Source organism: Roseovarius sp. SCSIO 43702 (genome assembly GCF_019599045.1).
GTDB lineage: Bacteria > Pseudomonadota > Alphaproteobacteria > Rhodobacterales > Rhodobacteraceae > Roseovarius.
In genome coordinates this window covers 1,692,304-1,706,144 of record NZ_CP080623.1, presented here as the reverse complement: position 1 = coordinate 1,706,144, position 13,841 = coordinate 1,692,304, and the positions used below count along the sequence as shown (strand labels likewise).

Genomic DNA, 13,841 nt, shown 5'->3' with positions numbered 1-13,841 from the left:
CGATGCGTGACCTTGGTCTACTGCCATCGCTACCGGCGCGAAAGCGAAACGGTGCGTCAGCGATCGAGAATGTCGCGCAGCCGCGCCTGTTCTTCGGCGCTGAGCTCGTCCGCGCGCGTCTCGGTCGCGCGTCCGCGTTGGCGCACGTAGTAGACCGCGCCGCCCGCCGCCAGCAGGAGCATCAAGGGACCGGCGAGCCACAGCACGAGGTTGCTGCCGCCGAGGCGCGGCTCCATGAGCACGACCTCGCCATACCGCGCGACGAAGAAATCCAGTACCTCGGTATCGCTTGCCCCGTCCACCAGCAGTTCGCGCACGCGGATACGCGCGTCCGACGCCCATTCGGCGTTCGACGAGGCGATGGATTCCGACTGGCAGCGCACGCAGCGGATCGCGTCGTCAAGCGCCTGCGCGCGCCGTTCCAGAAGCGGGTCGTCCAGCATCTCGTCGGCCTCCACCGCCCAGAGCGGACCGGACCAGAGCGCGAGGATCAGCACGAGCCATCTCATTGCGCCGGCACCCCCGCCGCCGCGGGCTTCGCGGCGCCCGCCGCCGCGCGATAGCGCCTGTCACTGAGCGACAGCGCACCGCCCAGGGCCATGAGGATCGCCCCTCCCCAGATCCAGTTGGCAAGCGGCTTGATGAAGGTCCTCACGGTCCAGCCGCCGCCGGCCTGCGCATCGCCGATGACCACGTAGAGGTCACGGAGGAAGCCGTTGTCGATGCCCGCCTCGGTCGTGGGCATTCCGGCCACCGGATAGACCCGTTTCTCGGGATGGACCGTGCCGATGGCCCGGTCGCCCCGGCCAAGCGCGATCTCGGCCCGCGTGGCGCGGTAGTTCGGCCCCTCGACCTCCTGCACGTCGCGCAGCGTGACCGAATAGCCCGCGACGTCGAACGTATCGCCCACCTGCGCCACGCGGATATCCTCGACCTCCCAGGCCAGCAGACCCGCGATGCCCGCCATGGTCACGCCCAGCCCCGCATGGGCCACGCTCTTGCCCCAGTCGGCCCGCGGAAGCCGCTTGAGCCGTCCGAGTCGCGGCCGGAACCCGGACCGCCCCGTGCGGCTCCAGAGATCGACGGCCGCCCCCGAAACAAGCCACGCACCGAGGAACAGACCGATGGGCCCCAGCGCGCTTTGCCCGGTCTGGAGCACCCAGACCAGGAGCCCGACCGCAACCGCCAGCACGAGGGCGGGGCCGAGCTTGCGAAGGACGGCGCCGATGTTTCCCCGCTTCCACGGCAGCATCGCACCCACGGGCAGGACGAGGCCCAGAAGCACCATGAATGGCGTGAAGGCCTTGTCGAAGAACGGCGCGCCCACCGAAAGCTTGCGGTCGAACATCATCTCGGCCACCAGCGGCCAGACCGTGCCCACGAAGACGATGAAGGCTGCCACGGTCAGCAGCACGTTGTTGACGATCAGCAGGGTCTCGCGGCTCGACACGGCGAAGACACCCCGCGCCTGCATCACGTGCCCGCGTACCGCGAAGAGAACGAGCGCGGCCAGCATGAAGATCGCCAGGATGAACAGTAGAACGACGCCCCGCTCGGGGTCGTTGGCGAAGGCATGCACCGAGGTCAGCACGCCCGAGCGCGTGATGAACGCCCCGATCATGGAGAATCCGAAGGCCAGAATGGCAAGCAGGATGGTCCAGCTCTTCAGGCTCTCGCGCTTCTCGACCACGATGGCCGAGTGCAGCAGCGCGACCGACAGGAGCCAGGGCATGAAGCTCGCGTTCTCGACCGGGTCCCAGAACCAGAACCCGCCCCAGCCCAGCTCGTAATAGGCCCACCAGCTTCCGAGCGCGATCCCGATGGTCAGGAACACCCAGGCGGCCAGCGTGTAGGGCCTGACCCACCGCCCCCAGGCCGCGTCGATCCGCCCCTCGATCAGGGCGGCGAAGGCGAACGAGAAGGTCATCGAAAGCCCGACATAGCCGAGGTAGAGAAACGGCGGGTGAAAGGCGAGGCCCGGATCCTGCAGAAGCGGGTTCAGGTCGTTGCCGTTCATCGGCGGTACCTGGAGGCGCAGGAACGGGTTCGAGGTGAAGAGGATGAAGGCGATGAAGGCGAAGCCGATCATTCCCTGCACGGCGAGGATGCGTGCCCTGAGCGTCGGCGGCAGGGCCGAGCCGAACCAGGCGACGGTCGCCCCGAAGAGCGCCACGATCAGCACCCACAGGAGCATCGAGCCCTCGTGGTTCCCCCAGACCCCGGTGATCTTGTAAAGCATCGGCTTCGCGGTGTGGGAGTTGAGCGTCACCAGCCGCAGCGAGAAATCCGAGGTCACGAAGGCCCAGGTAAGCGCCGCGAAGGACACCGCGATCAGGAGAAACTGCACCTGCGCGGCCGGAAGCGCCAGCGCCATCCAGCCGGGCCATCTCTTGCCCGCGCCGACCAGCGGCACGACCGCCTGCACGGCTGCCACGCAAAAGGCGAGGATCAGGGCGAAATGGCCGACTTCGGTAATCATGCGCGGAATATAGGCTTCTCGCCGGGCCGCCGCCACGGGATTCTCGCGCGGCGGGTCGGTGCATAGTGTCGCGGCGTCATCGCCCGCCCTGCCGCGCGTCCAGCCGCCAATGGTCGAGCGCCGGATTCGCCTCGGGCCGCACCGCCTCGATTGCTAGCTCCGCATCGGGTCCGGTCCGCGCGATGCCGGGGCTTCGCGGCCCCATGCGGCCGAGCGCCTCGATATTCGCGGCGACCTCGGGCACGCGCGCCATGGTCGCGGCCATGCTGTTCTGGAACTGCTGGGTCTTCTGCTGATGCCGCGCACCGAAATAGAAGGACACGATGACCCCGAGAAGCCACCAGAGCGGTTCGGGGACAAGCGCGATGCCCTGCATCCGCGCGGCAAACCACACCGGATCGACCATCGCCGCGACGAACAGCCCCAGCGTGCCAAGCGCCAGGGCCGGTCGCGGCACCCGGTTCACGCCATCCATCACCCGGTCGAAAAGACCGCGTTCCGTCCGCGCGAATTCCTTGGCAAACTGCCGAAGCACCGCTTCGCGCTCCGCATGATCGCGCGCCGATGCCGCCTCACTGTTCGCGCGGAACACCTCGGCAGTCTCGCGCACGATATTGCGCCCCCCGCCGAACAGCATCCGCAGCACATCCCCGATCAGCCCCATGTCGCCACCCTTTCCGCGAATTCCGCCTCCGTCATGTGATACCTGGCCGAGATGAACGCCTCGGCCCGCCGGATCCAGCCACCTTTGCCGCCGTCCCGGCGCCGTGCGTATTTGCGCGACGCGGGCCGACGATCGGCAAGCCGGAAATAGTAGTTCCGCCGCGCGATTCCGTAGGCGTCGGCGATGTGATCCGGCGCGGCGCGCGCGGCGGCGTGGGCGGCGGCGGCGGTGCGCGGCCCGATCACCCCGTCCACGGTCACGTCCTGCCCCATCTGCCGGAGAAGACGTTGCAGGATGCGCACCGCGTTGGCGCCGGCGTTCACGTACATGTCGAAGACCGACGCGCGCAGCGGCTCGGGCAAGTCGGCAATTCCTGTTCGCGTGTAGTAATGCTCGATGAAGATGCGCTCGGCATCGGCGCGGGTCAGCCTGCGCACATCGGCCACCGACACCACGCCATCACCGTCGAGATCGAGACCGAGGCGGCGCATCGTGTGGATGGTCACGCCGAATTTGGTGGCGCCCCCGGGGTCATCGGAATCGTTCACGAACCCGCCCTCGCGGGCCACGATCTCACGGGCGATATCTCTCACGCTGGGCATCGGGGCGGCTCCTCCGCTGATCTGCTCCGCGAAAGCCTGCCCCCGAATTGGTTAATGCCGCCCTCAGCTACCGGGCGCTGTTTCCTTGTAGACGCCCTGCTCCTTCAGCGCGTCCACCACCTCCTTGGGCATGTATTCCTCGTCATGCTTGGCGAGGATCTCGGTCGCGCGGAACGTATCGCCGTCGAATGACCCGAGGCCGACCATGCCCTGCCCCTCCTCGAAGAGATCGGGCAGGACGCCGTCATAGGTCACCGGCACGCTCGCGCCGCCGTCGGTCACGCGAAACGCGACCCGCGTGCCCTCGCCGCGCTTGAGGCTGCCATCCTCGACCAGCCCGCCGATACGAAACACCTCGCCCGGCTGCGGCGGCTCGGCCATGACCTCGCTCGGCGAGCGGAAATAGTTGATCCCGCCGCGCATGGCGTAGCCGATCATGACGGTCGCGAGGACAAGCGCGACGAACGTCATCAGAACAACCTGTATGCGGCGCTTCTTCTTGAGGGATTTCATGGCTCTACGCTCCGTTCCTCATGGAAAGACCGGGGCCATCATCAGCCCCTCGGTCTCGGCCTCGCCCAGCATCAGGTTGGCGTTCTGAAGCGCCTGGCCACTCGAGCCCTTGGTCAGGTTGTCGAGCGCGGCGATCACGATGGCCCGGCCTTCGAGACGGTCGCCGCTCACACCCAGGTGGCAGAAGTTCGAACCGCGCACGTGCCGCGTGCTGGGATGATCTCCGAAGGGCAGCACATGCACGAATGGCTCGCCCTCGTAGGCGCCGGCCAGCGTTTCATGCACCTCGCGCGGGTCGCCCTTCACGTAAACGGTGGCCAGTATCCCCCTATTGGCGGGAATCAGGTGCGGCGTGAACTGAACCCGCACCTCGCGCCCCGCGATCCGCGACAACTCCTGGTCGAACTCCCCCAGGTGGCGATGCGTGCCACCCACCGCATAGGCGTGATACCCTTCGCTCAACTCGGCATGAAGCAGGTTCTCCTTGAGGCTCCGCCCGGCCCCGGAAACCGCGCATTTCAGATCGAGGATTATGTCGTCGAGGTCGATCACGCCCTTCGCCACGAGCGGACGCAGCGCATACTGCCCCGTCGCCGCGTTGCAGCCGGTCCCGGCCACGAGGCGCGCGGCGCGGATCTCGTCGCGGTAGAACTCGGTCAGGCCATAGACGGCCTCTTCCTGGCATTCGAGCGCGGCATGTGGCCCGCCATACCATTTCGCATAGGCTTCGGGATCGCGCAGGCGGAAATCGGCACTCAGGTCCACGATCCTGAGCGTTTTCGGCAGATCGCGGATCACCTCTTGGCTCGTCGCATGCGGCAACGCACAGAAACATAGATCGATGCCCGCGAAGTCGATCTCCTCGATGGTCACGAGGTCCGGCAGGTCGAGATGGCGCAGATGCGGAAAGACCGAGGCCATCGGTTGTCCGGCCTTGGAATTGGCCGCGAGCGCCACGATCTCCATGCCCGGATGGGTCGAGATCAGGCGGACCAGTTCCGCGCCGGTATATCCGGACGCGCCGAGAATTGCGATCTTGTGGGCCATTTCCGGGCCTCCTGAGCGATTCGGGTCGGATTTAGGGGATCAGGGCCAGCCCCGCAATGCGACAGATCAGACCTTTTCAAACCGGATCGGGCGGCGCAGGAACTGCGTCGCGCGGTCCGATACCCGCGCCGCGTCGCCCGTCGTCAGGGTGCGCCGCTCCGCGCCTTCGCCTACCATTTCGGGGCGCCGTGCCACATAGTCGGCCAGGCTGTCGGCGACGAGCGCGGGTTGCGAGAAAACCGTGACTTCGGGACCGAGGGCCGCGCGAAACGCCTCCTCCAGAAGCGGATAATGCGTGCAGCCCAGCACCGCGGCCTGCGGTTCGGGCATCTTGCGCCTGAGCGCGTCCACGTGGCTGCGCACCAGCGCCTCGGCAAGGATCATGTCGCCCTCCTCGATGGCGTCCACCACGCCGCCGCAGGACTGCGCCTCGACATCGACACCGATCGCGCGAAAGGCCAGCTCGCGCTGGAACGCGCGGCTCGAGACCGTCGTGGGCGTCGCGAAAAGCGCCACGTGCTTGATCGCCACCTCGCGGGGTGGGCTGTTGTCGCCCCATTGCCGCTCGGTCAGCGCCTCGATGAGCGGCACGAAGACACCCAGGACACGTTTGCCCTTCGGCACGCCCGCCTCCTGCATTCGTCTGAGCGCAGCGGCGCTTGCCGTATTGCATGCAAGGATCACGAGATCGCAGCCATTCGCCCAGAGATATTCCACGTGCCGCTTCGTCAGCGCGTGAATGTCGTCCGCCGTCCGCACGCCATAGGGCGCGTTGGCATTGTCTCCCAGGTAGACGACCGGCAGATCGGGCAATCGCGCCTCGATCGCGCCCAGAACCGTCAGTCCCCCAAGCCCTGAATCGAAAATCCCAACCGCCATTGCCCTGCCTCGCCTCTCGCCCGATGCATCACGGGCCGGGAGCATGTGACCCGCCGGCCGCTGGCCCCTCATAGGCGCTTCGCGTGCTGAACGCCATGCGAGAATTGGCGCGTGCCCCGTTTACTGCGCGGCCTCCTCCGCCGGCGCCCCGCCTTGCCGGATTCCGGCCAGCAGGCTTTCGCGCCGCTTGGCGGCCTTGGCCTCGGCGGCCTGTTTCACTGGCCCGAAACCTCGGATCTCGAGCGGCAGTTCGGCCAGCGCCACGATCATGTCGTGCGTTTCGGGGCCGAGCTCGGGCAGAACCTCGGCCATGTCGGCCTCGTATTGCCTGATGAGCGCGCGCTCCATCTTGCGCTCGGCGGTGTAGCCGAACGGATCGAACGGCGTCCCGCGCAGGCCCTTCATCGCCGCCAGCACCTTCATCGGCCGCCGCATCCACGCGCCGAAGGCCCGTTTCTGCGGCCGCCCGTCCGGCCCCCGCCGGGCCAGAAGCGGCGGCGCCAGGTGATAGGTCATGCGGAAATCCCCGCCGAACTCCTCGCGCGCCTTGTCCTCGCTTGTGAGAAGCAGGCGGGCGACCTCGTATTCGTCCTTGTAGGCCAGCAACTTGTGATATCCTTTCGCCACGGCCTCGCGCAGCGTCTCGTCCTCGATCGAGTCCACGAGCTTGCGATAGCGTTTCGCCAGCCGTTTGCCCTGGTACGCCTCCAGGTGATCGACGCGATAGGCAATCCGATCCTCCACGCTTTTTGGCATCTCCACGACATTCGGCTTGCTCATGCGCTCCGCCTCCTGCGGATGGAGCGCGGCCCAGCGGCCGATCTCGAAGGCACGCAGGTTCCGCTCGACGGCGGCACCGTTCAACCGGATCGCCTCGGCAATCGCGTCACGGGTGAGCGGGACAAGCCCCTTCTGCCACGCGGCGCCGAAGACCATCATGTTGGAATAAATCGAATCGCCCATCGTCACACGCGCCAGCTCGGTCGCGTCGAACATCTGCACCGCATCGCCGAGCCGCGCCTTGATCGCCACACCCAGCCGGTCGAAGGGCAGTTGGAAATTCGCATCCCGCGTGAAATCGCCGGTGATGATCTCGTGGTTGTTGACCACCGCCCCGGTTTGCCCGCGCCGCGTGAGGCCCAGCGTCTTGGCACCCGCGCTCACCACGAGGTCGCCCCCGATCAGCGCGTGCGCCTCGCCGGTGGCAACGCGGATCGCGTGGATATCGGACGGCTTGTCGGCGATGCGGCAATGGATATGCACCGCGCCGCCCTTCTGGGCCAGGCCGGCCATCTCCATCATCCCCGCACCCTTGCCGTCGATCTGCGCGGCCTGCGCCATGACGGCCCCGATGGTCACGACACCCGTGCCGCCCACGCCGGTGATGACCACGTTGTGGGTGCCGTCGATCTTCGGCAACTCGGGCTCGGGCAGGTCCGGCAGGTCCAGGTCGGTCGCCGCCTCCTTCCTGATCTTCGCGCCCTCGAGCGTCACGAAGGAGGGGCAGAACCCCTTGAGACAACTGTAATCCTTGTTGCAGCTCGACTGGTCGATCGCGCGCTTCCGGCCGAGTTCCGTCTCGACCGGCACGATGCTCACGCAGTTCGACTGAACCCCGCAATCGCCGCACCCCTCGCAGACATCGGTGTTGATGAAGACGCGCTTGTCGGGATCGGGGAAGGTGCCGCGCTTGCGGCGGCGGCGCTTCTCGGCCGCGCAGGTCTGGATGTAGACGATCGCGCTCACACCCTCGATCTTGGTGAAATCCTCCTGCACCTGCATCATCTCGTCGCGCTCGTGCAGCTTCACATCGCGCGGGAAGGCGCCCGGGTCCACGTCCTCCTTCTCGTCATAGACGACGGCCACGTGCTTCACTCCCATGGCCCGCAGCTCGTTCACGATGCGCGGCGCGTCGAGCCCGCCTTCGTTGGTCTGCCCGCCCGTCATCGCGACCGCGTCGTTGTAGAGGATCTTGTAGGTGATGTTCACCCCGGCCGCGAGCGCCGCACGAATGGCGAGGATCCCCGAGTGGTTGTAGGTGCCGTCTCCGAGGTTCTGGAACACGTGCTCGCGGGTCGAGAACGGCGCCTCCCCGATCCAGTTGGCCCCCTCGCCGCCCATATGCGTGTAACCGCTGGTCTCGCGGTCCATCCAGAGCGCCATGATATGACAGCCGATACCCGCACCCGCGCGGCTTCCTTCCGGCACCTTGGTAGAGGTATTGTGCGGGCAACCCGAACAGAAATACGGCAACCGGTTCGCGATATCCTCGGCATTGTCGGATTTCCGCGCCTCCTCGATCCGGGCAAGTCCCGCCTTCACCGCGTCGGTGCCGCGTCCCTCCTCGATCAGGATATGTCCGATCTTGTCGGCCACCATGACCGGATCGAGCGCCATGCGCGTCGGAAACAGCTCCTCCTGGTGCATGCCACCCGCTCCGCCCTTGTACCAACCATAGACGCGCCGGCCCTTGCGATAGTCGAAGATCGCCTCCTTGATCTGCACCTCGATCAGCTTGCGCTTCTCCTCGACCACGACGATGAGGTCGAGCCCGTCGGCCCACTCGTAGAAGCCCTTCATGTCCATCGGGAAGGTTTGCCCGATCTTGTAGGTGGTGATGCCCAGCCGCTCGGCCTCGTCCGCGTCGATACCCAGCAGGTCGAGCGCATGCACGAGATCGAGCCAGTTCTTGCCGGCCGCGACGAACCCGATCTTGGCACCGGGCTTGCCCCACATCCGCTTGTCGATCTGGTTGGCGTGGGCGAACTCCTCGGCGGCATAGCGCTTGTAATCGATCATCCGCGCCTCCTGCGGGATCCAGTGATCCCCGAGGCGGATGTTGAGGCCGTCCTCGGGCATGTCGAATTCGGGCGTGACGAACTGCATCCGGTCGGGACGGCCATCCACCACGCTCGTCACCTCGACCGTGTCCTTCATGGTCTTGAGCCCGCACCACACGCCCGCGAAACGGCTCATCGCGAAGCCATAGAGCCCGTAATCGAGGATCTCCTGCACTCCCGCGGGCGACAGGACCGGCATGTAGGCATCCACGAGCGCCCAGTCCGACTGGTGGCAAACCGTCGAACTTTCTCCGGTGTGGTCGTCGCCCATCGCCATGAGGACGCCGCCATGTTTCGACGTGCCCGCCATGTTGGCGTGCCGCATCACGTCGCCCGACCGGTCCACTCCCGGTCCCTTGCCGTACCAGAGGCCGAAGACACCATCATACTTGCCCTCGCCGCGCAGCTCGGCCTGCTGCGTGCCCCAGAGCGCCGTGGCGGCCAGGTCCTCGTTCAGGCCCTCCTCGAACTTGACGTTGCTTTCCGCCAGAAGCTTCTCGGCCCGCCGCATCTGAAGATCGACCGCGCCCAGGGGCGAGCCGCGATAGCCGGTGACGTATCCGGCCGTGTCGAGTCCCGCTTTCCTATCGCGCCAGGCCTGCATCAGCATCAATCGGACGAGAGCCTGCGTCCCGTTGAGAAGGATCTCGCCCTTCTCGAGGTCGAAACGGTCGCTCAGTGAAATCTCATGCTTGCTCATGGCACACACCCCCCTTGATGCTGGCACGTAAAGATATAGGGCGATTTTAGGTCATATTGGCTGACCTACAAAGCGTTTTCTTCCGAATGAGCAAGGCTTGCCCCGTGCACGGCCGGGTCTTATTTGCTATTGCGTGAAAAGACATTTTCAAGAACGGAAAGTTGCCGGAATGGATTGGGACAAGCTCAGAATATTTCACGCGGTCGCCGACGCCGGCAGCTTGACCCACGCGGGTGATCAGCTCCACCTGTCGCAATCGGCGGTGTCCCGGCAGATTCGCGGCCTCGAGGAATCGCTCAACGCCACGCTCTTTCACCGCCACGCGCGGGGACTGATTCTCACCGAACAGGGCGAGCTTCTCTTCGACGCGACCCGCGCCATGATGAAGCGGCTCGAGGCGGCCACCGCGCGCATCCGCGACAGCGAGGAAGAGGTGTTCGGCGAATTGCGCGTCACGACCACCGTCGGTTTCGGGACGCTATGGCTCGCCCCGCGGCTGCCCAAGCTCTTCGCCAAGTACCCCGATCTCAACATCGACCTCATGCTCGAGGAATCCGTCCTCGACCTGCCGATGCGCGAAGCCGACGTCGCCATCCGCATGAAAGAGCCGAGCCAGGCCGATCTCATCCGCAAGCGGCTCATGAGCATCCGCATGCGTCTCTATGCGTCTTCGACCTATCTCGAGGCACATGGCGAGCCGAAGAGCATGGACGATCTCGAGGGCCACCGCCTCATCTGTCAGAACCCGAGCGCGGCGCAGGTGGGCGCGGGCGCGATGCTCGTGGCGGAACTCATGGCGGCGGGCGTGCCGTCCAAACTGACGGTCAACAACTACTTCGGCGTGCTCCAGGGGGTGCTCTACGACGTCGGCATCGGCGTGCTTCCCGATTACCTCACGCTCGACTTCCCGAATCTCGTGCGCGTTCTTCCGGAGGTGGAGTCCGTCGAGGTGCCCGTCTTCCTCGCCTATCCCGAGGAATTGCGTCATTCGCAACGCATCGCGATCTTCCGAGACTTCGTGCAGGAAGAGATTTTCGACTACCGGAAGACCCAGAAAACCAGCGAATTGCCCCAGACCGGGTGAGGTATGCGGGACACGCATAGCAGGAATGCTGCAGGTGCGACATTATTTTTCTTGATTGGTCAAATTCCAAGCACTAGATGCGGGTCATGACGATGCAGCGCATGAGCCTCATCGTCATACCTCCCTGTTGGACTTTGGCCGAGCTTAGTGCTCGGCCTTTTTTTTGGCGAAGCCCTTGGCGGCGGCGCGCGAAACGCAAAACGCGCCACGAGACCATCGGGTCTCGGGCGCGCTTATCCGTCCGATGGGGAAACCATCATTCCGCCGCTTCGGGCGAGGCTCCCTTGTCGTCCTGTTTGTCCTGTCCGTTTTCGTCGGAGGCGTCCGGGTCCCCGTCCTGCTTGGGCTTGCGGCGCGGCTTGCGCGCGCGCTTCGGCGCGTCAGCCTTGTTCTCGGGCGTCTCGACGAGATTGCTGTCGCCGTCCTTCGGCTCCGATCCGCCCTGCGGCTGGTCGGCATTGCCATCGTCGGCCGGGTTGCCGTCGCGCTCCTGGCGGTCGGAACGTTCGCGATCACGCTCGGCCTGGCGTTCGCGGTTCTGGCGCTCCTGCTCCTCGCGGCGGGCGTCCTGTTCCTTCTGGGCGGCTCCCAGCAGGCGCAGGTAATGCTCCGCATGCTGCTGGAAATTCTCGGTCGCGACCCGGTCCCCCGAAAGTTGCGCATCGCGGGCAAGCTGGTTGTATTTCTCGATGACCTGCTGTGGCGTGCCGCGCACCTTGCCCTCGGGTCCCGAACTGTCGAACACCCGGTTCGTGACATTGCCCATCGACCGGTTGCTGTTGCGGTTCGATTTGTTACGCGAACGTGACTTTTGTGATCTCATCGTGTTGCAGCTAAGCCTTCGTGCTGTTGCTCTGCCCGGCCTTGCTAATATCGCGGGCCCTTCGGGGCGCTGGATCAAGGCGATTGTCGGCTGGTTTCAGGCGGGACACCCTCGGGACCGAGGTTCCACCGCGCTGATGGTTTTTCAGTAATCACGACACCGGACCCGGCACAAGTGAAAATGACGAAAAAAGCGGATTCCAGCCCGGATTTCGATCGTTTCAGGCGGATTCGGGCGCTTTTGCCACGACAACGCGGTCACGATCGTCAAGATCGGGCACGATCCGGACCTCTCCGAAACCCGCGCCTGACAGGAGCGAGGCGACACTTTCCCCCTGCGTCGGCCCGATCTCGAGCAGGATCCGGCCCGCTGGCGCCAAATGTGCCGCTGCCCCCCGCGCGATGGCGCGATAGGCCCCAAGCCCGTCGCCTTCGTCGGTCAACGCCATGCGCGGCTCATGCGCCAGTTCCGGGGCCAGCGCGGCCATCTCCTCCGCCGCGATATAGGGCGGGTTCGACACGATCAGGTCGAAACGCCCCTCCACAGCCTCGAACCAGTCCGACTGAATGAGCTTGCACCGCCCGGCAACACCGAGACGCTCCGCGTTGCGCTCCGCGACGCCAAGCGCCGCCGCGCTGCGGTCCACGCCGACGCCCCTGGCCTCCGGCCGGTCCGACAGCAGGCTGAGCAGGATGCAGCCCGTCCCCGTCCCGAGATCCAGAACCGACGCAAACGGCTTCGACAACGCCTCATGCACCAGCGTCTCGGTCTCGGGCCTGGGGTCCAGCACATCGGGCGTCACGAGAAACTCGCGCCCGTGAAACAGGCGGGCCCCCACGATCTGCGACACCGGCTGACGGTCGAGCCTGCGCTCGACGAACGCGCGGAAGAGCGCCTCCTGCGCCACGGTCATCTCGTCTCCCAAATGCAGCGTGACGCGATCCGCCCCGACCCCGAGCGCATGGGCCATCATCCTGCGGGCATCCCGCGCGGCCCCGTCGATCCCCTCGCGCTCCAGAATCCCCGTCGCAAGACGCAGCGCCGCACGCACCATCACGCCCCCATCTCCGCCAGCATCGCCGCCTGCGCGTCCGCCGTCAGCGCGTCGATCACCTCGTCCAGATCGCCCTGCATCACCTGGTCGAGCTTGTAGAGCGTGAGGTTGATGCGGTGATCCGTCATGCGGCCCTGGGGGAAGTTGTAGGTGCGTATACGCTCGCTCCGGTCGCCCGACCCGACCTGCGCGGCACGCGAGGCGCTACGCGCGTCATGCGCCTTCTGCCGCTCGAGGTCGAATAGCCGCGTGCGCAGAACCTGCATCGCGATTTCGCGGTTGCGATGCTGCGATTTCTCCGAGCTCGTGACGACGATACCGGTCGGCAAGTGGGTGATCCGCACCGCCGAATCGGTGGTATTGACGTGCTGTCCTCCCGCGCCGCTCGCGCGCATCGTGTCGATGCGGATATCGCCCGGGTCGATGCTCACGTCGACCTCCTGCGCCTCGGGCAGCACGGCCACCGTCGCGGCGCTGGTGTGGATGCGCCCGCCGCTTTCGGTCTCGGGCACGCGCTGCACGCGATGCACCCCGCTTTCGAACTTGAGCCGGGCGAACACCCCCTCGCCCTTCACATGCACCACCGCTTCGCGCACGCCGCCCAGCTCGGTGGCATTCTCCTCGACCACGTCAAAGGTCCAGCCACGGCTCTCGGCGTAACGCGCATACATCCTGAGCAGGTCGCCCGCGAAAAGCGCCGCCTCCTCGCCGCCCGTGCCCGGCCGGATCTCGAGGATGGCCGAACGCGCATCGGCCTCGTCGCGCGGAAGAAGCGCCAATTGCAGCGCCGCCTCCCGCTCGGGCAGTTCGGCCTCAAGCGTCTCGACTTCCTCGCGCGCAAGCGCCCCCATCTCGGGGTCGTCCAGCATCGCCCGCGCCTCGTCGAGCGCCCGCCGCGCCGCCTCGTAGGCGCGGATTTCCTCGACCACGGGCCGAAGCTCGGCATATTCCCGGCCCAGCCGCGCGATATCGTTCGATCCCTCGGCCATCGCGGCCTCGAGATACTCGAAACGCTCTCGGATCTGGATCAGGCGGTCCTGGGGCAACATGGCGCTTCTCGTCCTTCATTCGCGGGATTTGGTCAAGGGTCTGCGCCATGCTATATTGACCTCATGCGCCTCACGACTCTCATATGTCTCTGCCTTGCCGCGACCCC

Annotated in this window: 12 protein-coding genes; 1 reads left to right on the top strand and 11 read right to left on the bottom strand. The window is 66.1% G+C overall.

Going from position 1 to position 13,841, the window contains the following annotated elements:
* Positions 1-56 precede the first annotated feature (56 nt).
* The 8 genes from K1T73_RS08385 to K1T73_RS08350 all read right to left on the bottom strand — a co-directional run bounded on the left by K1T73_RS08385 (position 57) and on the right by K1T73_RS08350 (position 9,724).
* Positions 57-509, bottom strand: a complete 453-nt coding sequence (locus tag K1T73_RS08385) for a cytochrome c-type biogenesis protein (protein WP_220603463.1) — start codon at positions 507-509, stop codon at positions 57-59.
* On the bottom strand, positions 506-2,479 hold the full coding sequence (locus K1T73_RS08380) for a heme lyase CcmF/NrfE family subunit (protein ID WP_220603462.1): 1,974 nt from the start codon (positions 2,477-2,479) through the stop codon (positions 506-508). Before K1T73_RS08380 ends, K1T73_RS08385 begins: the two co-directional genes overlap by 4 nt.
* Before the next feature lie 76 nt (positions 2,480-2,555).
* Complete coding sequence (locus K1T73_RS08375; RefSeq protein WP_220603461.1) at positions 2,556-3,143, bottom strand: holin family protein; 588 nt, start codon at positions 3,141-3,143, stop codon at positions 2,556-2,558.
* Entirely contained in the window at positions 3,134-3,745 is a 612-nt protein-coding gene (locus K1T73_RS08370) for a holin-associated N-acetylmuramidase (RefSeq protein ID WP_220603460.1), read from the bottom strand. Before K1T73_RS08370 ends, K1T73_RS08375 begins: the two co-directional genes overlap by 10 nt.
* A gap of 63 nt (positions 3,746-3,808) precedes the next feature.
* Positions 3,809-4,258, bottom strand: a complete 450-nt coding sequence (gene ccmE, locus K1T73_RS08365) for a cytochrome c maturation protein CcmE (protein ID WP_220603459.1) — start codon at positions 4,256-4,258, stop codon at positions 3,809-3,811.
* Between the two features lie 18 nt (positions 4,259-4,276).
* Entirely contained in the window at positions 4,277-5,305 is a 1,029-nt protein-coding gene (argC, locus tag K1T73_RS08360) for an N-acetyl-gamma-glutamyl-phosphate reductase (RefSeq protein ID WP_220603458.1), read from the bottom strand.
* A 66-nt stretch (positions 5,306-5,371) separates the two neighbouring features.
* Complete coding sequence (locus K1T73_RS08355) at positions 5,372-6,184, bottom strand: glutamate racemase (RefSeq protein WP_220603457.1); 813 nt, start codon at positions 6,182-6,184, stop codon at positions 5,372-5,374.
* Positions 6,185-6,304: 120 nt separating this feature from the next.
* On the bottom strand, positions 6,305-9,724 hold the full coding sequence (locus tag K1T73_RS08350) for an indolepyruvate ferredoxin oxidoreductase family protein (protein WP_220603456.1): 3,420 nt from the start codon (positions 9,722-9,724) through the stop codon (positions 6,305-6,307).
* A 169-nt stretch (positions 9,725-9,893) separates the two neighbouring features.
* Here K1T73_RS08350 and K1T73_RS08345 point away from each other — a divergent pair, with 169 nt between their 5' ends.
* Entirely contained in the window at positions 9,894-10,808 is a 915-nt protein-coding gene (locus tag K1T73_RS08345; protein WP_220603455.1) for a LysR family transcriptional regulator, read from the top strand.
* Between the two features lie 256 nt (positions 10,809-11,064).
* Here K1T73_RS08345 and K1T73_RS08340 read toward each other — a convergent pair whose 3' ends face one another.
* The 3 genes from K1T73_RS08340 to prfA all read right to left on the bottom strand — a co-directional run bounded on the left by K1T73_RS08340 (position 11,065) and on the right by prfA (position 13,734).
* Positions 11,065-11,631: a DUF4167 domain-containing protein gene (locus K1T73_RS08340; protein ID WP_220603454.1), complete on the bottom strand. Its 567-nt coding sequence runs from the start codon at positions 11,629-11,631 to the stop codon at positions 11,065-11,067.
* Positions 11,632-11,851: 220 nt separating this feature from the next.
* Positions 11,852-12,685 carry a peptide chain release factor N(5)-glutamine methyltransferase gene (gene prmC / locus K1T73_RS08335; RefSeq protein WP_220603670.1) on the bottom strand — a complete coding sequence of 278 codons (834 nt, stop codon included), beginning with the start codon at positions 12,683-12,685 and terminating at the stop codon, positions 11,852-11,854.
* Positions 12,685-13,734, bottom strand: coding sequence for a peptide chain release factor 1 (gene prfA / locus K1T73_RS08330; protein WP_220603453.1), 1,050 nt, complete (start codon positions 13,732-13,734; stop codon positions 12,685-12,687). Before prfA ends, prmC begins: the two co-directional genes overlap by 1 nt.
* Positions 13,735-13,841 lie beyond the last annotated feature (107 nt).